We start from the raw sequence: 20467 nt of genomic DNA on the forward strand, positions 1-20467 counted from the left end.
GTGAAAGGGAAGTATGGCGTTTTATACCGTCTTGCGCGTGGGGATGCGCTCAGAAGTAACCGGGGGCGGGCTAGGGGATTTCTTTAGCCAAGTGGCTACACGCACCAATAGTGGCGACCCGATGCGGTTTTTACACTGAGCCCATCAACGGTCGCCACGCCGCCAGGCAGGCTCCGACCAATAACAATTAAACGGAGAGAAGCCCATGCTGCGCTCAGCTGTCGCGGAGAAAGACCCTCTGCCAGGCGTCGACGAGAACACCGTCCACAGCCAGGCCTTTGAGCAGGTGCTGGAGGAAGTGCGCCAGCGTCGTGAGGAATTCGACACCGGCTCCCACGTGCCGAGGGACATGATCGAACGCTTCAAGCAGGTGGGCATCTACCGTGCCGCCACGCCGAAATGCTTTGGCGGTGACGCCCTGGCGCCAGCGCTGTTCCTGCGAATGATCGAACGCATTTCCGAAGCCGACGGCTCGGCCGGCTGGGTGGCCAGCTTCGGCAGTGCGGGTGTTTATCTCGCCGCATTGCCGCCAGAAACCCTCGCTGAAATTTACTCGAAAAGTCCTGACCTGGTGTTCGCTGGCGGCTTGTTTCCGCTGCAACCCGCCGAAACCGTCGAGGGCGGCTGGCAGGTCAGCGGCACCTGGAAATTCGCCAGCGGCTGCAAGGGCGCCGATCTGCTCGGCGTGGGTATTGGCGCTGCCGGCGGCAAACCACGCACCGCGGTCTTGCGTGCCGATCAGGTCGACATCGTCGAAAACTGGGACGTGGTCGGCCTCAAAGGCACTGGCAGCCACGATTTACGCGTCACCGACCAACGCGTTGATGAACGTTGGACCTTCATCCGTGGCGGCGCTTCGACCATCGACGAGCCGCTGTTCCGCTACCCCTCGATTGCCTACGCCGCGCAAGTGCTGGCCGTGGTCAACCTCGGCCTGGCCCGCGCCGCGCTCGATGAAGTCAGCCGCATGGCGGCCGGCAGCGGCATCACCGGCGCGCCGAAAATGGCCGACCGTGCCTACGTGCGCATCGAGATCGCCAAGGCCGAAGCGCGTTTGGCCGCCGCGCGCGGTTTCTTCTACGGCGCCACCGAGCAGGTGTGGCATTCGATCCTTGCCGGCAACCCGGTTACCGCCGAACAAACCAGCCTGTTGCGCCTCAGCGCGATCCACGTTTCCCAGGCCGGAGCGGCCGTGGTGCAGAGCGCTTACAGCCTCGCCGGCACCACCGCGATTTACCTGCGCCATCCGCTGCAGCGCTACCTGCGCGATTCGATGGTGGTCACCCAGCACGCGTTCCTCAGCGAAGGCCTGTACGACGGCGCCGGCTCGGTGTTCCTCGGCGTGCCGCCATTCCCTGGCTACATCTGAACCCATTATTCAAAGGATCACCCCTCATGTCCCAGACCACCCAAGAACCTCTGCGCGTCGTTTTTTGCATCGGTATCACCCAGAATTTTTTTGACCTGCCCACCGGCGAAGGCCTGAGCGTGTGGAAGGGTTTCAGCCAGATGATGGGCTCCCTCGGCGCCATGCCCGGCATTACCGTTCTCGGCGCGATGGACGATGACCGGCTGATGGTCGGCCCGTCCACCACCTCACCGTGGACCGTCTACATCATGGCCGACGTCGACTGCCACCAGTCGGTGATCGACGCCTGCAACCTGTTTCGCACCACACCGGTGAACGAATACAGCCTGTGGCGTTACGCCAAGGTAGAAGCGCGCATCGGTCGCCCGCTGACCATTCCAGATGCGGCCAGGGTGTAAGCCATGAACGAGGCCTTGCTGCAGCGTCTCGCGACGCTCGAAGGGGAGAGTCAGGTGCGTCGCTTGATGGCGCGTTATATGGACTTGTGCGATGTGCCGAGGGCGGTGACTCAAGTCAGCGAGTTGGCGGCGTTGTTCTGCATCGATGCGATCTGGGAAGGCATCGGCAGCATCACCGCGCAGACCTTCGGCCAGCACCGTGGGCGTGATGCGGTGGCGGCATTCGTCGGCAGTTACTTGCCGCCCTCGGAGCACTTTCGCCTGAACCTGCATTACCTCACCAGCGAGTCGATCACGGTCGACGGCAACACGGCCCGAGGGCAGTGGATCATGCAGCAGATATCCACTTACACCGATGGCCGCAGTGAGCTGTTCGGCACACGGTTGAATATCGATTTCCGCTGTGTCGACGGCTCCTGGCTGATCGCGCATTTGCGTACGCAACGCTTGTTCAACACGGATCTCTTCACCTCGGAGCCGGGCGCATGAGTACGTTTATCAGCGAATTTCGACTCGGTGGTGGCGGCAAACGGGTCGCGATCAAAGACTCGATCGACATTGCCGGCCATCTGACGCGTTCGGGCAGTCGTGCATTTGCCGATGCCAAACCGGCGGTGCGCAACGCCGACGTGGTGGACGCGATCCTCGATGCAGGCTGGCAAATCGTCGGCAAAACCAACCTGCACGAGTTGGCCTTCGGCGTCACCGGCATCAACGACTGGACCGGCACCCCGATCAATCCGCAGGCGCCGGACCGGGTGCCGGGCGGTTCCTCCAGCGGTTCGGCCGCAGCCGTCGCCGCCGGTCTGGCGGACATCGCCATTGGCACCGACACGGGCGGTTCGGTTCGCGTACCGGCGGCGTGTTGCGGCATTGCCGGGTTGAAGCCGACATACGGGCGGGTCAGCCGGGTCGGCGCCCATCCGGCGGTTTCCAGTCTTGATTGCGTCGGGCCGTTTGCTGCCGACATGGCGGATTTGATTGCTGCGATGCAGGTGATTTGCCCTGGCTTTCAGGTTCAGGGTTTGCCAACGAGTAGCGCGTCAGTCGGTTTCCTTGAAGTCGATTGCGACCCGCTATTGCAAGCCTGCCTCGACACCGCCGCCGACCGTGCCGGCTGGCGTCGCAGCCTCCTGCACCTGAGCGAATTCGAGGCCGCGTTTGCCGCCGGCCTGACCGTCATCAACGTTGAAAACTGGGCCGCGTTCGGTCACCTCACCGGTAAAGGCCTGATCGGCGCGGATGTCGAGCAACGTCTGTTGGCCGCCAGCCGTACCAACGCCGCCGAGCTGGCGCAGGCTGAAAAAGTTCGCGCACGTTTCACTCAGCAAGTGGACGCCGCCCTGGAGGAGTTTGCGGTGCTGTTGTTACCGACGATGCCAAGCCTGCCACCGACGCTGATTGAAGCGCGCAGCGCGAGCAAAGCCGTGGCCGGCATGACGCCACTGGTTCGGCCTTTCAACCTCAGCGGCCATCCGGCACTGACGGTGCCGGTGGAACTGGAGTGCGGCGGGCTGAAAGTCGGCCTGCAGATTGTGGGCCGTAAAGGCCAGGACGAGCTTGTCTGCGCCTTAGGTGCGCAGCTGCAACAGAGCATGGCCCTTGAGCGGCCAACCCCTGAAAAGAAGTCATAAGAAAAGCCATGAGGAGAACCGCATGAGCACTCATGAATACCGGCTGATCGCATCATCGAAAAGCCCGGACGAATTGGTCAGCCACGACCGGGTCGACGTTTCGCTGTACAACGACCCGGCACTGTTCGAAGCCGAGCTGGAAAAGATTTTCTACCGCACCTGGGTTTGGGTTGCCCACGAAAGCGAAGTGCGCAACAGCGGCGACTTCAAGACCGCGACCATCGGCCGTCGCCCGGTGATTGTGGTACGCGACAAGAAGGGCCAGATCAACGTCCTGGAAAACCGCTGCCGGCACCGTGGCGCCACGGTGTGTGAAAAGCACAAGGGCAACGCCACCGGTTTCACCTGTCCATATCACAGCTGGTCGTATGGCCTCGACGGCAAACTGCGTGCGCTGCCTTATCCGGATGGCTACGAAGGCATTCTGGAAAAATCCGAACTGCCGCTCACCCGCCTGCGCGTGGAGAGTTATGCCGGCATGGTCTTCGCCAGTTACAACGACGAGATCGAGTCGTTGGTGGATTTCCTTGGCGGTGCAACACACTGGATGGACCTGTTCATGAAGCAGGGCGCCGGTTACCCGATCAAGACTCAGGGCGAACACAGGTTCAGCTTCAAGGGCAACTGGAAGATCCAGCTGGAAAACACCACAGACGGCTATCACTTCCCGATCGTACACAAGTCGTTCATGTCGTCGGTGGACGAAGAAACCTCGGAAATGCTCTCGTTCATGACCGACGAGCAAGCCGTCACCCATTCGCTGGGCAATGGCCACAGCGTGATGGTGATGGTCCCGGAGCACGTCGATCTGGATCACGACGACGGCACCGAACAATTGCAGGAACGCTTCGCTCACGTCACCGAAGAATTGTCGAAAACCATGGAGCCTGCGCAAGTACGCCGCATCGTCCGTTCGCTGCACGGCGCCGGTTTCAACCTGAACCTGTTCCCGAACGTCGCGATGTCGATGTCGTTCTTCCGCGTGCTGCGTCCGGTCTCGGTGACTGAGACGGAGATCCGTCACGTCGCGCTGGGCATGGATGGCGGTCCGGAAATCGCCAATCGCGAACGCTTGCGTATTCACGAGCATTTCCAGGGTCCGTTCGGTTTCGGCAGTCCGGACGATGCCGAGGCCTGGGACCGAGTGCAACGCGGTTCGTACGCCGGCGTCGATGCGCCGATTCTGGTCAACCGCGGCCTCAATCGCGAAATCATTGCTGAAAACGGTGACAAGGTCAGCCACGCCACCGATGAGGGCGGCATGCGCGGTGCCTATGACATGTGGAAAAGGATGATGAGCCAATGAGCAATCACTACACCCTGAACGGTTTTTCCGGCCCGTTGGCCCAGGCCATCGAGTTCATCTGGCGCGAAGCCGAACTGCTCGATCACAAGCGCTACGCCGAATGGGCAACATTGTGGAGCGACAACGGCCGCTACATCGTGCCGATCGACCCGGACACCGAAGACTTCGAGGCCAACCTCAACTACGCCTATGACGATGCACGCATGCGTGACTTGCGCATCGAACGCTTGACTGCCGGCTACTCGCCGTCGGCGGTGGACGCGGCGAAAACCGTGCGCAGCGTTTCGCGCTTTCGTCTGGTGGAAGCGGCGGGGGACGTGGTTGACGTGAATTCCGCGCAGTTGCTGTACGCCTACAAACGCGGCGTGCACACGCCGTTCGTGGCTGACCTGAACCATCGCATTCGCTTCACCGACGGTGTCGCGAAGCTGGAGCGCAAGGTCGTGCGCCTGATCAATTCCACGGACAGCCTGAGCGCGCTCGGTTTCCTGCTGTGAGGGTCAACACCATGAACCGAGTAGCCTTGGTCACCGGCGCGTCGCGCGGTCTTGGCGAATGCATCGCCCGTCGTTTGCACGCGGCGGGGTATCGCGTGGGTCTGGCGGATGTGCGCCTCGACGGCGTGCAACGTCTGGCGGCGCAGCTGGATGGCAGCGGCGCGAGTGCCGTCGCCATCGAACTGGACGTGCGCAATAAAGCCGATTTTGTCCGTGCCCGCGACGTGCTCGCCGAGCGGTGGGGCGGCACCGACATTCTGGTGAACAACGCCGGTGTGTCGAAAGTGGCGGCACTGATGGACATCACACCGGAAGAGTTCGATGAGTCGCTGGCGATTAACCTGCGCGGCACGTTTGTCGCGTGCCAGGTGTTCGGCGCGCACTTTGCCGAGCGCGGGTTCGGCCGCATCGTCAACATCGCCTCGCTTGCCGGGCAAAACGGCGGCACCGCCACGGGCGCACATTACGCGGCGGCCAAGGGGGGTGTGGCGACGCTGACCAAAGTCTTCGCCCGTGAACTGGCGCCGCAAGGGGTGACGGTCAACAGTCTCTCGCCGGGGCCGCTGGACTTGCCGGTGGTGCGTGAAACGGTGGCGCCGGAGCGTCTGGAACAGATCCTGAAAATGATCCCGACGGGCACCCTCGGCGATCCCGGGTTCATCGCCGACACGGTCCTGCTGCTGATCGCCGATCACGCGGCCTCGGTAACCGGCGCGTGTTGGGACATCAACGGTGGGTTGTTCATGCGCTGATTTTTCGGTGCGACGCGGCCCGTTGTGGCGAGGGAGCTTGCTCCCGCTGGGCTGCGAAGCGGCCCCGAATCTCGCAGTTTTTGCGACTGCTACGCAGTCGAGCGGGAGCAAGCTCCCTCGCCACAGAGGCTCCCACACCACAGGTCCGTGTTCGACTTGAAGGCTCCTTAATAAAAACAACCGTATTTCAGGTGACGCAATGATGAAGGTGAAGATCGAAAGGATCGTCGACGAAGCGCTGGATATCCGCTCCTTTCGCCTCGTGCGCAGTGACGGTCAGCCGCTCGACGCCTATGAACCCGGTGCCCATGTCGACCTGACCGGGCCGACCGGGGTCACTCGCCAGTATTCGCTGTGCAGTCCGCCCCAGGACCGTCGTGCGTATCTGGTCGCGGTGAAGAAAGAAGCGCAGTCCCGGGGCGGCTCGGCGGCGCTGCACGAGGTGGAAGAGGGCATGGAGCTGGAAATGGGCGCGCCGCGCAACCTGTTCCGCCTCGACCCGACGGCCACCGAGCACGTGTTGTGCGCAGCCGGTATCGGCGTCACGCCGCTGCTGAGCATGGCCTATCGGCTGGCGGAAACGGGCCAGCCGTGGCGCTTGCATTATTTTGCTCGTTCGCCGCAGTACGCGGCGTTTGCCGAGCTGTTGGCGAGCACGTTCGCCGGGCATGTGCAGTTCCACTACGGACTCGAGCCGGGTGATATGGATGCCGCGTTGAGTGAATGCCTGAACCAGGCGGGCAGTGCCGCACATGTCTACACCTGCGGCCCTGCGCCGTTCATGAACACAGTGGTGGACGTCGCGGCGCGCAGTCGGTCTGACGACGCTATCCACCTCGAACATTTCCAGGCCGACCCGTTGGCCAATGCCGGTCCGAGCGGCGGATTCGAAGTGGAGCTCGCCAGTTCCGGCGTGGTGCTCCAGGTCCCGGCCAACGCCAGTCTGGTCGATGTGTTGCAGGCCCATGGTTGCGACATCGACACCGAATGCCGCGAAGGCATCTGCGGCACGTGCATCGTCGAGGTACTGGACGGCGTACCGGAACACCGTGACAACTGTCTCTCGAACAAGGAGAAGGCGTCCAACAAGCAGATTTGCGCCTGCGTTTCCCGGGCCGTTTCCGCTCGTCTGGTATTGGACATCTAACGCAAGGGAAGGCTGGCAAGCCAGGGCCGGAGCCTGTTGAATAGCGCTCTGGCGGCCGTCAACGGAGGAGACAGCCAGGTACGTAATATTTGCCGAACCGCTCGACGAAGCGGTCGAAAAATAACAATAAAACAGGCGTGAGGCTTTGCAGTGATGATGACTTCTTCGGCGGTTCGCAATGAGGCGTTCGAAAACTGGTTGAGCCAGGTCAACCAGGCCTGTGGGCGTTTCGATGCCAGGGCCCTGGATACGGATTTCTACGGTGAGCTCGCGGAATACCGCAGCGGTGCCATCAACCTCAGTGTGGTCGACATGGCGCACGTGCACCTGTATCGCACCAGCAAAGACGTCAGCGTCAGCCGCGACGGCCACTATTACGCGGTGTTCCAGATGCGCGGCAGTTCACAGCTGGAGCAGGGTGAAAATCGCGCTCGCCTGGGGGCGGGCGACATCGCCCTGATCGATGCGTGCCGCCCAAGTGACATGACCTATAACGAGGACTCCCGACAGCTGTCGCTGATCCTGCCGCGTCAGGTGGTGGAGCGCGGTTCGCATTTCAATGCGGTCAACTGCGCCACCCGAATCGCGGCCAGCACGCCACTGGCAGCGATGGCCAACAAACTGGTCATGGACACCCGGCAGCAGGAAGGCCTGGACATGCAAGAGAGCGAAGCGGTGCTCGATGCCCTGGTCAGCCTGCTGTTGCCGGGGATCAGCACCCGCGACAGCGGCGGCGATGCCCACGAGCGGCAGTTTCGCAAGATCATCGCCTACATCGACGAACACATCAGCGCCGAAGAGCTATGCCCCGAGCTGATCGCCCGGGAGGTGGGGATTTCAGTGCGGGGGTTGTACCGGATGTTCTCCAAGCGCGGCCTGGTGGTGGCGCAATACATCAAGCACCGGCGCCTGGATTTCTGCGCAGAGAACCTGCGCCGCTCCAACGTTGAACAGAAGCTTTCGGCGCTGTGTTATGCCTGGGGATTCTCTGATTCCAGTTACTTCTCGTCGGCGTTCAAGTCGCGTTTCGGCGTGTCGCCGGGGGTGTACCGCAAGCGTTATAGCCAGAACTGATTGCTTGATGGCGCTCTGACAGTCCCCGAAGCGCCTCAATGCCGCGCCGGCTCTTCCGCCGGCAAATGCAGCACTTCACGCACCAGCATGGCAATGCTGGTCACGCCCATTTTTTCCTTGATCTTGGTCCGGTGCACATCAACGGTTTTCACGCTGATGTTCAGCTCCCGGGCGATGACCTTGCTCGCCTTGCCATCGATCACCAGCATCAACACTTCCCGCTCACGACTGGTCAGCAAGGCCAGTTTGCTTTGCAGGTGCTGGCGTTGCTCCTGATCGGCCTGGGCATGCACGGCTGTCTTCAGCGCCGCCTGAATGCGGTCAATCATTTGCTGCGGGTTGTAGGGCTTCTCAACGAAATCCAGCGCACCGTTCTTCATCGCCGTCACCGACATCGGAATGTCGCCATGCGCGGAGACGAAGATGGTCGGCAGGGTGCTGCCGCGCTGGTTGAGGATTTCCTGCAGCTGAAAGCCACTGGTTTCCGGCATGCGCACATCCAGCACCAGGCACGCCGGTTGCCTGGGGTCGTACTGACTCAGGAACTCTTCAGCGCCGGCAAAACACTGCGCCTGCACGCTGACCGACTCCAGCAACCAGGCCAGCGACGTGCGCAAATCCTTGTCGTCATCAACGATATAAACAATCGGTTTGCGGGTTTCCATCAGGGACTGCCACGAGAATTTCTAATTATTGTTTTCGCACGCGTGCACGCTGCGGCGGACATCGGCGCCTGTGTTGACGCACATCAGCAGAATACCCATTGCGGCAGGCCCTGACGATAAAGAAACCACCTAGTCGACTAGCGGAAAGCCCACCTCGCCATGGGATTCGTCAGAATGGTTGCGCGCCGCGCCGGGCTTTAGTCTTGTTCCATCACCTACGGGCCGCGAACGCGCGGTCCTCATGAAGGAAGGGGCACCGACATGGCCGACCTGAGCCAGCAGCAAATCGACTTTCGCAACGCCATGGCGCAGTTGCCGGCGGCGGTGAACATCATCACCACCAACGGCCCCGGAGGGCGCTGCGGCATCACCGCCAGCGCCGTGTGCTCGGTGACGGACTCGCCGCCGACCGTGCTGGTGTGCGTCAACCGCAACAGCGCCACCCACGATGTGTTTCGCACCAACGGCCGGCTGTGCGTGAACGTGCTGTGCGGCGAACAGGAAGAGCTGGCCCGGCACTTCGCCGGGATGACCAAGGTGTCGATGGAAGAGCGTTTCGCCTGGGATCTGTGGGACGGCGGCGACACGGGCGTGCCGGTGCTGCGGGATGCGCTGGTGCAGCTGGAAGGGCGCATCAGCGAGTGCAAGGAGGTGGGGTCGCATTCGGTGATGTTTGTGGAGTTGTCGAAGGTCGGGGTGCGTGGAGAGGGGGATAGCCTGGTGTATTTCAACCGGCTGTTCCATCGGCTGGAGCATGCCGGAGCGCATTGCTGAGAGACCGCGTTATCGTTCATTGCGGGCAAGCCAGGCTCCCACAGGGCTTGCCCGCGATGGCGGAAGATCAGGCAACGCTCATTTCAGATCCGAAAACTCCCCACCAACTGATTCAACCGCCCAACCTCCCGCTCCAGTTCGGTACAGGCCTGCAACGTCGATTGCAGGTTCTCTACCCCTTGTTGGTTCAGTGTGTTGATCTCGGTGATGTCCACGTTCAACGCCTCGACCACCGACGTCTGTTCCTCAGTCGCCGCAGCGACCGACTGGTTCACATTGTCGATCTCGCCAATACGCTGGGTCACGCTGCCCAGCCGCTTGCCGGCGAGGTTGGCGATGTTGACGCTTTCCTCGCTGTGTTGCTGGCTCTCGGTCATGGTCGTCACCGATTCACGCGCACCGATTTGCAGCGCTTCGATCATCTGCTGAATCTCCGCTGCCGAGGTCTGCGTGCGCCCGGCCAGGCTGCGCACTTCATCGGCAACCACCGCAAAGCCACGGCCTGCTTCACCGGCCCGCGCCGCTTCGATCGCTGCGTTGAGCGCCAGCAGGTTGGTCTGCTGAGAGATGCCCTTGATCACTTCGAGGATCTGCCCGATGTTCACAGTTTTACTGTTCAGCACTTCGATGTTGGCGCACGACGCACTGATTTTTCCGGACAGTTCGTTCATCACCTGAATCGTGCGCTCGACCACCTGACGCCCGTCTTCGGCTTGTTGGCGCGCGGCGGAGGCTTGCTGTGAGGCGTCGGAGGCGTTGGTCGCGATTTCCTGGGCGGCGGCGCCCAGTTCGTTGATGGCCGCCGCCACGCTGTTGGTTCGGATCGATTGTTCGTCGAAGTTGCTCATCGATGAATGGGTTGCCAGCAGCACGCGTTTGGCACCTTCATTGACGCCGGTCGCCGCTGAAGACACTTCGCGGATCGAGTGCTGAATGCGCTCGACAAACCGGTTGAACGCGGTTGCCAGTTGGCCGATTTCATCCCGTGATTGCACGGCCAGCCGTCGGGTCAGATCGCCTTCGCCCAAGGAAATGTCCTCCATGACCCGCGTCAGTAATTGCAGTGGCCGGGTGATGCGATAGGCCGCGTACCAGATCAACACCAGCCCGAGCAGGGCCGAACCGCCGCCCAGCAACAACTCCAGCGCCGTGCTTTGCACGCCTTGCGCGTCCAGTGCCTTTTGCAGCGTGGTGACAGGCGCGAGCAGCACATCCTGCGGTACGCCGACCAGGACGCCCCAAGGCACTGCACCGGCAATTGGCGCCAGCGGTTCGAGGACGTTGATCTGTTGCCGGTCGACGAACACCTTCGGCTGGCCCTGACGCAAGGTGTCCATGACCTCGGCATTTTCCAGCGGCTGGCCGAGGCGACTGACGTCCTGGCTGTTGGCGGAGATCACGCCACGGGGGCTGACGATGCTGATCTGCCCGTTGCCATCGAACAGTTGGAGCGCACTGGCTTCGCTGTTCTGTTGCAGGGCGGCGAGGTTGATGTCGAGGCCGACCACGGCGATGACTTTGCCATTGTCGATCAGCGGAAACGCAATGCTGGTCACCAGTTTACGGCTGCCGGACGCCTCGTCGAAATACGGCTCCAGTACGCAGGCTTTACGGCTATCGCGGGCGCAGGTGTAGAAGGCGTTGTACGGCGCGCCGCTGGGACCGGGCGAGGTGTTGGCGAGCAGCGCTTCGTCACCGATCACCGCTTGCAGTTCGCCGGGTTTGCTTTGCACCCAGTACAGGGAAAAGCGCCCGGTCTCGTTGCTGCCCATGACGGCCTGATCGACGAAGCTGGCGTCGGCACCGTCCAGGGCATCGGGTTCGAAAATGACATAAAGCCCGAGCAGGTCGGGCTTGTCGATCAGGGCCTGATGCAACTGGGTGCTCAGCGCCTGGCGCAGTTGTGGGCGGGTCAGGTTGCCCTGGTGTTGCAGCTGCCTGAGGTAAAGCAGATAGCGCGACAACCCTTGGCCATATTCGTGAGTCTGCATGAAGGTGCGTTGCACTTGCATCGCCTGCACTTTGCCCAGTGCCTGCATGTGTTCCCTGGCGGCATTGGCGAGCATTTCGCTGCTGGCCCGGGCCACTTGCTGGCTGCTTTGATGGGTCTGGTACAGCGACAAACCCATCAGCAAACCCACCACCAACAACAGGCAGAGGCCGGCGAGGAGGGCGATCTTGCTCTGAATCGTCAGGAATTTCTTGTGCATTGGAAAGGCCTTTTTCCATCGGGGCAGCGGATGCGCCACCGCCCCGGTCTGGCTTAGAAAGTGGTGGCGAAAATCACCTGGCTGTAGAGGTTCCTGTCGTTGTTGCCCAACTGCGTGCCGCCCTGATCGGCGCTCTTGTCCGGCTGGAACAGACCGATCAGCGGCATCACGCTCAGGTGCTCGTTGACGTGCCATTCGGCGTACAGATCAACCTCGTGGCCATCGGTATTGCCGAGGTTGCGGTCGATGGTGTCGAAGTTGAAGTACAGGGCGCCAACCGTCAGGTTCTCCAGTGGCGAGACAGAGAACTTGACGTTCTGGATCCGCGAGTTGGCGTTGAACGGACCGGCGTAGTTGCCCGCCACTTCGCCCTGGAACCAAGTGCCGAAACCACGGCTGAAACCGTAGAACAGCGTGTCGTAGCCTTCCGAGAAACGGCTGTAGCGGTAGCTGACATACGGCGACCAGACCACGTCGGAAAAGGTCCAGCCGGCTTCCAGGTACCAGGCGTCTTCGGTCGAGGTGTGAGGCTTGTCCTGTTTGGCGTATTCGCCGGAAAGGAACAGGTCCTTGACCCCGGCATTGCCGGTAGCGCGCAGGCTGTAGGTTTTCATGCCGTCGCGTTCGAGTTGAATCGGCGAGGCGTACTGTTCGTCGATATCGGTGGTGTCGATGTAAGTCAAACCGACGGTGCCGACATCGGACACGTGTTCCAGGGTGCCGACATACATCTCGGTCATGGCTTGGGCACGGTTGTCCGATTTCAGCCACATCAGGTCGCCACGCCAACCTTCCTTGCCTCCAATGCGCAACACGGCCGTCTCGTCGAACGCCTTGCGCGCCGCCAGCCAGTAAGCGCCTCCGCGGTTGAATTCGCCGTCGGCCAGGCCGTTGCCCAGGTTGAGCGCGTCACCATTAATCAGGAAGCCATCACCGACCACGATGTTCTGACGGCCGAAGGACAGGTCGACGCCATCCTCACCCAACACGTCGAACAGCTTGCCCGAACGCCAACCGAGGTAGGCGTCTTCGAATTTGGTGGTGCGTTCCGAACCGTCGGTGAAACCCGCGGCATCGCCGTCGCCCCAGGTGCCGGAGCTGAGCATATTGGCCGCGCCGTACGCGGTGCCCACACCGGCCAGGCCCTTGTCGAAGCTCAGGCCATATTTGACGTAGCCTTCGCGCCACGAAGAAGAACCCTGATCGAGACGGCCGGACAGCGCATAGTTTTCCTGACTGTGAAAAATACCGAATACCGCTTCCAGCGTGGCGTTCAGGTGACTGTCGTCATCGGCGTAGAGTTCATACGCGCTGGCATGGCCAGCACTGATCATCAGAGCAAGCGTAGAGAGACGAAGCAAGGGGGACTTGAGCATGGTGTGGCATCCGTTCTTGTTCTTGAGCGCAGGTTTGCGGTCTTTTTCGATACTAAGGCGCGGGACTTTTCCGGCCTTTTGTGTGGTTGCCAATTAGTTGGTTGTGCATGCCAGATTTTAGGAAGGGGGCACCTGACAGGCTGTTTCACGTTTGTGTACACCCTCGAGTGGAGTTGCCAAAGGTATCCACACAGAGCGTGAGCCATGACCTCCGACTTAAGTGGCGAGCCCAAAATTGCGCGGCGAACCAAGCATCACAACCACCCGGCTATCAATAATAACTACTCTGGTTATCGCTACCGTTTGTCGCTTTTTTTTTGAAAAAAACTCGAGTAATCAGCAGGTGTTTTGAAAAATGCGGAAACTTCTTACGACGCTCCTACAGATACCCGAGTCGAACATTACTCCGTTTTCGCCAATATCTATGATGGGTAAATCGAGGGTTTTTAATAGCTTATAAAGTGGCGTTATAAATTCGTTTGAACTTAAACATTAGTTTAATCGAATTGGCTTCTCTATTTTTTGCGAGAACTTTCCTAGGGGCTCGTGAGAAGTGTCCTACATGCAAAAAAATCTCTCCTTGCTGCCTGGCCAAAAAATGAATAAATATAAAGCGCCGCCAGCATCTGGAGGCACTTCCTAAAATAGCGAGTGAAAAATAATGAAAATCTTGTTAAGTCAGGGAGTTGGCTGTGTTAGATATATCGGATTGCGACTATCCGGGCTCATGTTTGTTAACAGTTTACGGTCAGGCTGATCAAAGCCGGAATGTGCATTATTGTGCTGGAATGGCATACGCTGGGTCATTAGCGTCGGCATTAGAGAAATCAATATATGAGCTTTGGCAAACATATAGCTTCTTGGATTTGTTCGCTGCTACGGAAGGTGATGTTGAGGAGGTTGAAGACTCGTATTTACGATATTTTATTGGTTGTAATAAGTATGAGACGTTTCGAGAGATAACTTCGATAAATATCAGTGGTCGCGCCCCAAGGAAGCCAACATTTGATTTTAGTTTGGACGGGCTTTTGACTGTGCTGAGCGCTCAAGAAATCGACGGTTATCTTTACACTGAAACTATTAGCATGGAAAACTCCCAGTATCATTTCTGCAAATTTTTTTCTCCAGATTTTTTTCTTCATATGAACAACTCAAAGAATATAAATATCAAAAATAGATATTCCGGCAGGTTTTTCGATTCGATATTGGCTGGTCGAAAAAGAGTAATGGTTCCATTTCCTTAGGAGATTAAAGATGTCATCTTCTATAATAAAAAGATCTGTAATGTTGATGCTTTTATTTGTAAAAGAACAATTGAAGGAGCCTGTTGCGCTTTTTTGGATGATTGTTTCTCCAGCAACGACATATTATTTGCTGGCCTATTTGCGAGGAGGTGTTGTTGATTCAGGGGTGGGTTACTGGGAACGTACTTCCTGGTTTTATGCGTATATTTCTTCGAGTGTAGCTCTGTTTGGTTTTTCTTTTTACATAGTTGGGAGGAGGGAAAGTGGTTTTATCAGGTCTTTCATATATACATTTGAAGCAAAACTAGTTTTTATGCTGGCGCAATTTTTATCTTATTCCTTGATCGCTATCATTTATTGTGGTGTCTTTTATGCGTTGGTTTATTTTTCTATCGGTTCTTCTGATGTTCCTGGACTTTTGTCAATTGTTTTTCGTTTTTTCTTGTGCTACGTGCTGTTTAGCGTGCTCGGAATTCTATTGAGTTTATTGCCTATAAATTTCCAGAATGCTGGTACTGTCTTTTCGATTGCTTCGTTTGTAATGCTTGTTTTGGGTGTGGTTAGTATTCGTAGTACACACCCGATTGTTGAAGCTCTTAATGTTGTAAATCCACTATTTATCGCTAACAAAATTATGACTGAAGGGGTTGAGTGTCACTTGATGTTTGTGTGTTGTCTGTTGTTGGCATTTGTGTTGGCTTTTTTGCTCTCGCTGCATTATTTGAGGATTAATCCAGTATGGAGTCGTTATTAATGAGCGCTCTGGAAGCGAAATTACTGTGTTTTAGTTATTCTGATAAAGTGATATTCAAGGATGCTTCTATGAATGTTTTGCCGGGGGTGATTACCGGCTTGCTGGGTCCAAATGGATCTGGGAAAACCACTTTTTTTGATATTGTTTGTGGTCTGAAGAAGGTAGATAAGAGTGAGTTTGATAATGGCTTCTCCAGTCAACTTTATCTTTCGCAAACAGTAGTTACTCCACCTGTGCTGCGGATGTTTGATATTTTCAAGATGACAGCGTTACTCAGTTCTGCCAAGCCTGTATCGCAAGAGCAAGCGCTAGGAAAGCTAGCTTCTTGGAGTCCCGAAATAGTGGAGCGCTTTAAAGAGATTTGGAATAAAAAATCTGCTGTATGTAGTTACGGTGAGAAACGGTGGTTCTTTACTCTTTCACTGTTGGCCGTGGAAGCGGATCTTGTTGTATTGGATGAGCCAATCGCTGGCGTGGATCCTGAGTTCAGGCACTATATTTGGAAGTGTCTACGTGGGGCTGCAAGTGAAGGGGCGGCGATTTTAATGTCGTCGCATAATATCGAAGAGGTTGCGAGTCACTGTGACAGGTTTTACATGATCAGTCAGAAACAATTTAAACCATTCTGTTCAGGTGAGGATTTCATGAGTCGTTATAACGCAACTTCGTTGGACCAAGCCTTTATCCACGCAGCAGCTGAATCCGTCTAAAGATCAGCCGATTTATCCCTTTCCAGCATTCCAGCATTCCAGCGAGACTTTAAAGCGATTTGGCAGAACAGCCAAAACATCTGGCACGCAGGGCAATACCTGCGTGACGCCGACCATAGACAATCTTTTCAACCAACCGGGATGTTCCTGTCCCGGTTTTTAGTGTTGGCGTTCGTATTTGGCGAATGCGCAGATTTTTCAAGGTCGTTTTCCTATGTTTACCTCCCTGCGACTACCTCTTATCGGTCTGCTCTCTATCGTCCTGGCTGACACCACGTATGCCGCCGACTGCGCCCCGGATCAGGGCCGTGGCGCCCAGGTCTTCGCCAATGAGTGCGCGGTCTGCCACTCAGTGGCCAAGGGCATGACAGGCATGATGGGACCGAACCTGGCGGGTGTGGTCGGGCGCAAGTCCGGCTCGCTGGAAGGCTTCAACTATTCCCAGGCCATGCGCAACAAGGACATCGACTGGCAGGCCGAGAACATCGCGCAACTCATCACCCAACCCCAGGCATTCGTGCCGGGGACCTACATGCCTTACATGGGCCTGGCATCGGCGGACGATCGCCAGGCGGTCGTGTGCTTCCTCAAAGAACAACAGTAATCGGCCCGTTATCCGGCTGAACAATGCGTCTGAACCAAAGGTGATTTATGAGCAACGTTGAAATCCTGCCGCAGGTTGCTGCATTTCTTGACCGCCGCCATGGCTGCTTCATTGACGGCCAGTGGGTGTTTGCCGAAGGGCCGAGCATTGCCGTGGTCAACCCGGCCACCGGCAAAACCCTGTGCGAAACCCTGGACGCGCCGCTGGAAGTGGTCGAGCAAGCCGTGCAGTCGTCCCATAAAGCCTTCAAATCCGGCGTGTGGTCGGGGCTGCGTCCGGCAGACCGTGAACGCATTCTGCTGAACTTCACCGCACTGGTTGAGGCGCATGCCGAAGAGCTGGCGCAGCTGGAAACCCTGAGCCAGGGCAAATCGATCAACATGGCGCGCGCGCTGGATCTGAACGCCACCGTGGAGTTCATGCGCTACATGTCCGGCTGGGCGACCAAGATCGAAGGGCAGACCTTTGACGTGTCGATTCCGCTGCCGCCAGGGGCGAAATTCACCGCGTTCACCAAGCGTGAGCCGGTGGGTGTGGTGGTCGGGATTGTGCCGTGGAACTTCCCGTTGTTGATTGCGGCCTGGAAGTTGATGCCCGCGCTGGCTACCGGTTGCACGGTGATCATCAAACCGGCGATGGAAACCCCGCTGACCGCCATGCGCCTGGCCGAACTGGCGCTGGAGGCCGGCATTCCGGCGGGCGTGTTCAACGTTGTCACCGGCGGTGGCGCTAATGTCGGCGGCGTGCTGACGGCGCATCCGTTGGTGAGCAAAGTGTCGTTCACTGGCTCGACCGCTGTCGGCAAAAGTGTCGGCGTGGCCTGCATGGCAAACATGACGCGTTTCTCGCTGGAGCTCGGCGGTAAAAACCCGATGATCGTGCTGGCCGATGCCGATATCGACAAAGCCATTCAGGGCGCGATCCTCGGCGGTCTGCTGAACAACGGCCAGGTCTGTGCGGCAGCTTCGCGCTTTTATGTGCATCGCTCGATCCACGACAGATTCGTCGAAGGCCTCGCGGCAGCGGTCTCGGCCATGCCAATCGGTGCGGGCATGAACTGCGAAGCGGCGATCAACCCGCTGGTGTCGCGCAAGCAGCAACAAGGCGTACTCAAACACATCGAACTGGCTCGCCGGGAAGGTGCGCGCGTGGTGTCCGGTGGCGAGTTGCTGGAAGGCGAGGGCTTCTATGTGCAGCCGACGATACTGGCCGACATCGACCACAGCATGACGGTCGCCCGCGAAGAAGTGTTCGGTCCGGTGTTGGGGGTGATGCCGTTTGACGATGAAGACGCCGTGATCGCCCTGGCCAACGATAACCGCTACGGCCTGGCGGCCAGCCTGTGGACCAATGACCTCGGCAAAGCCATGAACCTGGTGCCGCGCATCGAAGCCGGCACTGTCTGGGTCAATGCCCACGTGTTGCTCGACCCGGCGATGCCGTTCGGTGGCGTCAAGCAATCCGGCATGGGCCGCGAGTTCGGGCGTGCAGTGATCGAAGCGTACACCGAGCTGAAATCAGTGTGCATTGCCCACTGATTCACACCGCGGGTGCCGGCTTCGCCAGTTCGATGCCCGCGGCACCCAGGCGCTTGAGAATCTCGAACAGCAGGTCGCTCTTGGTCACGCCGACAATGCGCGGGCTGCCGACATAGCCGGTGACGGTCAGGGTGATGCCTTCGGGCGTCAGTTTGCTGAAGCGCACCATCGGTGCCGGTTTGTCGAGAATGGTTTCGTGCTCACAGTAGGTGTTGTAGAGCAGGTCTTTCACCTGTTCGGGGTCGATGTTCAGGGGGAAGGTGAGTTCCAGTGTCGCCACCCCTTGGGCGCTACCGCCCAGGGTTACATTGCGCAGGTTTTGCGAGATCAGCTGCGAATTGGGCACGATGACAATCGAGCGGTCACTGAGCTGGATTTCGGTGGCCCGCACGTTGATCCGGCGGATGTCGCCTTCGACCCCGCTGATGCTGATCAGGTCGCCGACCTTCACCGGGCGTTCGGTCAGCAGGATCAGGCCGGACACGAAATTCTTGACGATCTCCTGCAAGCCAAAGCCTATCCCCACCGACAACGCGCTGACGATCCAGGCCAGGTTGGTCCACTGCACACCCAATGATGACAGCGCCATCAGGATCACCAACGCATAGCCGATATTGGCGAACAGTGTGGTGATCGAAGCGCGCATGCCCGGGTCCATTTCGGTCTTTGGCAGAAACTCCTTGTCCAGCCAGCGGCCCAGCGTGCGTATCAGGTAAATGCCGATCAACAAGGCCAGTGCAGCATTGAGCAAGTGCCCCGGGATGATGTTCAGCTTGCGCAACCCGGCCCCGCCAAGGATGGAAAAGACGTTGTCGAGCAATTGCCCCAGGGTCGTGCCGACCCCCCCTACAAACAGGATGACGATCGCCAGCAGCAACAGACCGGCGCGGCCGACCCCTGACAGGATGGTCGAAATCTGTTCCAGGCGCCGATCTTCAATGCCCAGCAGTTGTTTCAGCGACTTGCCGCTGGAACTTTTGACCGAGAACAGGTATTCGCAGGCATCCTTGAAGCATTGCATCAGCACATAAAAGCCGCAGAGCACGAGGAAGCCCCAGACCAGTTCATACGTGATGAACCGGGCCAGGGACACATACCCTGTCAACAGAGATAACAGTGTTATCCCCATCGAGAGGCTGGCGATTGTGTAAAGCACGCCAGCCACCGTCCTGCCTGCCTCGGGGGCTTCTCCCGCGAGCACGACGGCCCTTCGGACCTTGCCGGTGCGCAACAACATGTCCAGCAGGACAAAACAAATCACCAGCGCGATGATGCCTCGACCGGCGATCACCACTTCGCTGCTCATCCCGGTTGCGTTGATGATCTGGTTCATTGTCATCAGCACCAACAGCACCACGGCCAGCGCTCGGGGATAAGGTTCCAGTGACAGCGCCACCGGGTCGGCGAGCGCCGGAAGTCGCCAGGACGGGTGCTTTGTGGATAACAGGGCGCGACTCAGCGAGGTGATCAGGACGCAGGTGTAGGCGACTTTTTCGAACTCCTGGGAAAATGTGGTCAGCATCGGCGTCAGCGGAGTCTGGCGTGTGAAGGTATAAAACAGCAGTTGCAGGGCGACCCCGACGGTCAATACGGTGGCCAGTACAGAGGCCAGCGCGAGGGAACTTCGGCGCAGGCGTCCTTCCGGCATCCGGTGAATGCACAGCCAGGTCAGCCCGCGTTCGGCGAGCCGGCGACCCAGCGTCCAGATGAGCAGGGCCAGCAACAGCAGCGCGCTGGTTGTGAGGCGCAGGCCCGGTTGCCACGCGGCTCGGGTGACCGCTGTCGCCTGGTCGAAGAACGTTTTGGCGCGCAGTCGATCGTCCAGCGAAGGGGCCAGGACCGGCGACCAGAAGTCGGGGTTAAGGATGCTGCGGGTGCTCAGGGTCAGTTCGCTTTCCAGCATGTTGCGACGGATGCCGGCGATCTGGGTAATGAGGTCGGAGGCACTGGTTTTCAGAGTGGCCAGGGTTTTCAGGGTGGCGTCGACTTTGTTTTTTTGTTCGGTGAGTGCTGTTCGCTGCGCGGTGATATCGGATTGTTCGGCCGCACCCTCGTCGAGGGGGACAGGCCCCAACACGCCCAGTTGTGTACGCAGTTGGGTTTGTAGCGGAAGCAGTGAGGCGGTGAGGCGATCGACATCCAGCATGAACATCTGGACCAGGTCTTGCGGGCCTTCCAGCTGGTTGAAGTTATCGACCAGCGAGATCTGCTGTTTGAGGTTGTCGAGCCGAACCTGCAGGGTCTGGAGATCGCTTGGGGAAACGGTGAGGGTCGCAGCGCCCGCCCTGGGCATTGAAATCTCGGGTTGGTCCGCCGCCGACAGCATTCCGGGGCCCGCCCCGAAAAGCGTGAAAGCAACGAAAATCATGGCTTTCAGTGCATGACGCATAGGAGTGCCTGACTCTATTGTTAGTC

Annotated in this window: 19 protein-coding genes and 1 pseudogene; 15 read left to right on the forward strand and 5 right to left on the reverse strand. The window is 58.7% G+C overall.

Translation table 11 applies throughout. From position 1 onward, the window contains the following. The first annotated feature begins 205 nt into the window (after nucleotides 1–205). The 9 genes from ACM1ZW_RS21720 to feaR all read left to right on the forward strand — a co-directional run bounded on the left by ACM1ZW_RS21720 (nucleotide 206) and on the right by feaR (nucleotide 8177). The gene (locus ACM1ZW_RS21720) at nucleotides 206–1369 is read left to right on the forward strand and encodes an acyl-CoA dehydrogenase family protein (RefSeq protein ID WP_017338077.1); all 1164 of its coding nucleotides are present in this window, start codon (nucleotides 206–208) and stop codon (nucleotides 1367–1369) included. 26 nt (nucleotides 1370–1395) lie between these two features. Beyond that, nucleotides 1396–1767 (forward strand): hypothetical protein, encoded by a 372-nt coding sequence (locus ACM1ZW_RS21725; RefSeq protein ID WP_008033901.1) that lies wholly within the window; start codon nucleotides 1396–1398, stop codon nucleotides 1765–1767. A gap of 3 nt (nucleotides 1768–1770) precedes the next feature. Next, nucleotides 1771–2256 carry a nuclear transport factor 2 family protein gene (locus ACM1ZW_RS21730; RefSeq protein WP_416739314.1) on the forward strand — a complete coding sequence of 162 codons (486 nt, stop codon included), beginning with the start codon at nucleotides 1771–1773 and terminating at the stop codon, nucleotides 2254–2256. Continuing rightward, nucleotides 2253–3401, forward strand: coding sequence for an amidase (locus ACM1ZW_RS21735; protein ID WP_416739315.1), 1149 nt, complete (start codon nucleotides 2253–2255; stop codon nucleotides 3399–3401). The genes ACM1ZW_RS21730 and ACM1ZW_RS21735 overlap by 4 nt, the downstream gene beginning before the upstream one ends. A 22-nt stretch (nucleotides 3402–3423) precedes the next feature. Then, nucleotides 3424–4707, forward strand: a complete 1284-nt coding sequence (locus ACM1ZW_RS21740; RefSeq protein WP_416739316.1) for an aromatic ring-hydroxylating oxygenase subunit alpha — start codon at nucleotides 3424–3426, stop codon at nucleotides 4705–4707. After that, entirely contained in the window at nucleotides 4704–5204 is a 501-nt protein-coding gene (locus ACM1ZW_RS21745) for an aromatic-ring-hydroxylating dioxygenase subunit beta (RefSeq protein WP_416739317.1), read from the forward strand. The genes ACM1ZW_RS21740 and ACM1ZW_RS21745 overlap by 4 nt, the downstream gene beginning before the upstream one ends. A gap of 11 nt (nucleotides 5205–5215) precedes the next feature. After that, nucleotides 5216–5956: an SDR family NAD(P)-dependent oxidoreductase gene (locus tag ACM1ZW_RS21750; RefSeq protein WP_017338082.1), complete on the forward strand. Its 741-nt coding sequence runs from the start codon at nucleotides 5216–5218 to the stop codon at nucleotides 5954–5956. A gap of 199 nt (nucleotides 5957–6155) precedes the next feature. Then, entirely contained in the window at nucleotides 6156–7103 is a 948-nt protein-coding gene (locus tag ACM1ZW_RS21755) for a PDR/VanB family oxidoreductase (protein ID WP_416739318.1), read from the forward strand. Nucleotides 7104–7256: 153 nt separating this feature from the next. After that, on the forward strand, nucleotides 7257–8177 hold the full coding sequence (gene feaR / locus ACM1ZW_RS21760; protein ID WP_017338084.1) for a transcriptional regulator FeaR: 921 nt from the start codon (nucleotides 7257–7259) through the stop codon (nucleotides 8175–8177). Nucleotides 8178–8212: 35 nt separating this feature from the next. Here the strand turns inward: feaR and ACM1ZW_RS21765 are convergent, their stop codons facing one another. Beyond that, nucleotides 8213–8842 carry a response regulator transcription factor gene (locus ACM1ZW_RS21765; protein ID WP_017338085.1) on the reverse strand — a complete coding sequence of 210 codons (630 nt, stop codon included), beginning with the start codon at nucleotides 8840–8842 and terminating at the stop codon, nucleotides 8213–8215. A gap of 261 nt (nucleotides 8843–9103) precedes the next feature. Between ACM1ZW_RS21765 and hpaC the strand changes: the two genes are divergently transcribed. Beyond that, a complete protein-coding gene (gene hpaC / locus ACM1ZW_RS21770; protein WP_414878938.1) occupies nucleotides 9104–9616 on the forward strand; it encodes a 4-hydroxyphenylacetate 3-monooxygenase, reductase component in 513 nt (170 codons plus the stop codon). Between the two features lie 83 nt (nucleotides 9617–9699). On the opposite strand, the gene ACM1ZW_RS21775 is transcribed toward hpaC, so the two are convergent. The 3 genes and pseudogenes from ACM1ZW_RS21775 to ACM1ZW_RS21785 form a co-directional block, all read right to left on the reverse strand. Further along, nucleotides 9700–10464: a methyl-accepting chemotaxis protein gene (locus tag ACM1ZW_RS21775; RefSeq protein ID WP_416740830.1), complete on the reverse strand. Its 765-nt coding sequence runs from the start codon at nucleotides 10462–10464 to the stop codon at nucleotides 9700–9702. Nucleotides 10465–10557: 93 nt separating this feature from the next. After that, nucleotides 10558–11826: pseudogene (locus ACM1ZW_RS21780) on the reverse strand (HAMP domain-containing protein); the annotation flags it as partial. A 53-nt stretch (nucleotides 11827–11879) separates the two neighbouring features. After that, nucleotides 11880–13202 (reverse strand): hypothetical protein, encoded by a 1323-nt coding sequence (locus tag ACM1ZW_RS21785; protein ID WP_414883987.1) that lies wholly within the window; start codon nucleotides 13200–13202, stop codon nucleotides 11880–11882. A 692-nt stretch (nucleotides 13203–13894) separates the two neighbouring features. Between ACM1ZW_RS21785 and ACM1ZW_RS21790 the strand changes: the two genes are divergently transcribed. The 5 genes from ACM1ZW_RS21790 to ACM1ZW_RS21810 all read left to right on the forward strand — a co-directional run bounded on the left by ACM1ZW_RS21790 (nucleotide 13895) and on the right by ACM1ZW_RS21810 (nucleotide 18052). After that, nucleotides 13895–14446, forward strand: a complete 552-nt coding sequence (locus tag ACM1ZW_RS21790) for a hypothetical protein (RefSeq protein ID WP_416739319.1) — start codon at nucleotides 13895–13897, stop codon at nucleotides 14444–14446. Between the two features lie 10 nt (nucleotides 14447–14456). After that, on the forward strand, nucleotides 14457–15200 hold the full coding sequence (locus ACM1ZW_RS21795; RefSeq protein WP_416739320.1) for an ABC transporter permease: 744 nt from the start codon (nucleotides 14457–14459) through the stop codon (nucleotides 15198–15200). After that, a complete protein-coding gene (locus tag ACM1ZW_RS21800) occupies nucleotides 15200–15910 on the forward strand; it encodes an AAA family ATPase (RefSeq protein ID WP_416739321.1) in 711 nt (236 codons plus the stop codon). Before ACM1ZW_RS21795 ends, ACM1ZW_RS21800 begins: the two co-directional genes overlap by 1 nt. 214 nt (nucleotides 15911–16124) lie before the next feature. After that, a complete protein-coding gene (locus ACM1ZW_RS21805) occupies nucleotides 16125–16514 on the forward strand; it encodes a c-type cytochrome (protein ID WP_414878942.1) in 390 nt (129 codons plus the stop codon). Nucleotides 16515–16561: 47 nt separating this feature from the next. Continuing rightward, the gene (locus ACM1ZW_RS21810; protein ID WP_017338092.1) at nucleotides 16562–18052 is read left to right on the forward strand and encodes an aldehyde dehydrogenase family protein; all 1491 of its coding nucleotides are present in this window, start codon (nucleotides 16562–16564) and stop codon (nucleotides 18050–18052) included. A 1-nt stretch (nucleotide 18053) separates the two neighbouring features. On the opposite strand, the gene ACM1ZW_RS21815 is transcribed toward ACM1ZW_RS21810, so the two are convergent. Beyond that, nucleotides 18054–20441 carry a DUF3772 domain-containing protein gene (locus tag ACM1ZW_RS21815; RefSeq protein ID WP_416739322.1) on the reverse strand — a complete coding sequence of 796 codons (2388 nt, stop codon included), beginning with the start codon at nucleotides 20439–20441 and terminating at the stop codon, nucleotides 18054–18056. Between the last annotated feature and the right edge of the window lie 26 nt (nucleotides 20442–20467).

Source organism: Pseudomonas sp. NFX71 (genome assembly GCF_048079215.1).
Lineage (GTDB): Bacteria > Pseudomonadota > Gammaproteobacteria > Pseudomonadales > Pseudomonadaceae > Aquipseudomonas > Aquipseudomonas fluorescens_B.

Bases quoted from the DNA above. Each gene is read 5' to 3' on its own strand.
- ACM1ZW_RS21720 (WP_017338077.1), top strand. From the start codon at position 206: ATGCTGCGCTCAGCTGTCGCGGAGAAAGACCCTCTGCCAGGCGTCGAC.
- ACM1ZW_RS21725 (WP_008033901.1), top strand. From the start codon at position 1,396: ATGTCCCAGACCACCCAAGAACCTCTGCGCGTCGTTTTTTGCATCGGT.
- ACM1ZW_RS21730 (WP_416739314.1), top strand. From the start codon at position 1,771: ATGAACGAGGCCTTGCTGCAGCGTCTCGCGACGCTCGAAGGGGAGAGT.
- ACM1ZW_RS21735 (WP_416739315.1), top strand. From the start codon at position 2,253: ATGAGTACGTTTATCAGCGAATTTCGACTCGGTGGTGGCGGCAAACGG.
- ACM1ZW_RS21740 (WP_416739316.1), top strand. From the start codon at position 3,424: ATGAGCACTCATGAATACCGGCTGATCGCATCATCGAAAAGCCCGGAC.
- ACM1ZW_RS21745 (WP_416739317.1), top strand. From the start codon at position 4,704: ATGAGCAATCACTACACCCTGAACGGTTTTTCCGGCCCGTTGGCCCAG.
- ACM1ZW_RS21750 (WP_017338082.1), top strand. From the start codon at position 5,216: ATGAACCGAGTAGCCTTGGTCACCGGCGCGTCGCGCGGTCTTGGCGAA.
- ACM1ZW_RS21755 (WP_416739318.1), top strand. From the start codon at position 6,156: ATGATGAAGGTGAAGATCGAAAGGATCGTCGACGAAGCGCTGGATATC.
- feaR (WP_017338084.1), top strand. From the start codon at position 7,257: ATGATGACTTCTTCGGCGGTTCGCAATGAGGCGTTCGAAAACTGGTTG.
- ACM1ZW_RS21765 (WP_017338085.1), bottom strand. From the start codon at position 8,842: ATGGAAACCCGCAAACCGATTGTTTATATCGTTGATGACGACAAGGAT.
- hpaC (WP_414878938.1), top strand. From the start codon at position 9,104: ATGGCCGACCTGAGCCAGCAGCAAATCGACTTTCGCAACGCCATGGCG.
- ACM1ZW_RS21775 (WP_416740830.1), bottom strand. From the start codon at position 10,464: ATGAGCAACTTCGACGAACAATCGATCCGAACCAACAGCGTGGCGGCG.
- ACM1ZW_RS21785 (WP_414883987.1), bottom strand. From the start codon at position 13,202: ATGCTCAAGTCCCCCTTGCTTCGTCTCTCTACGCTTGCTCTGATGATC.
- ACM1ZW_RS21795 (WP_416739320.1), top strand. From the start codon at position 14,457: ATGTCATCTTCTATAATAAAAAGATCTGTAATGTTGATGCTTTTATTT.
- ACM1ZW_RS21800 (WP_416739321.1), top strand. From the start codon at position 15,200: ATGAGCGCTCTGGAAGCGAAATTACTGTGTTTTAGTTATTCTGATAAA.
- ACM1ZW_RS21805 (WP_414878942.1), top strand. From the start codon at position 16,125: ATGTTTACCTCCCTGCGACTACCTCTTATCGGTCTGCTCTCTATCGTC.
- ACM1ZW_RS21810 (WP_017338092.1), top strand. From the start codon at position 16,562: ATGAGCAACGTTGAAATCCTGCCGCAGGTTGCTGCATTTCTTGACCGC.
- ACM1ZW_RS21815 (WP_416739322.1), bottom strand. From the start codon at position 20,441: ATGCGTCATGCACTGAAAGCCATGATTTTCGTTGCTTTCACGCTTTTC.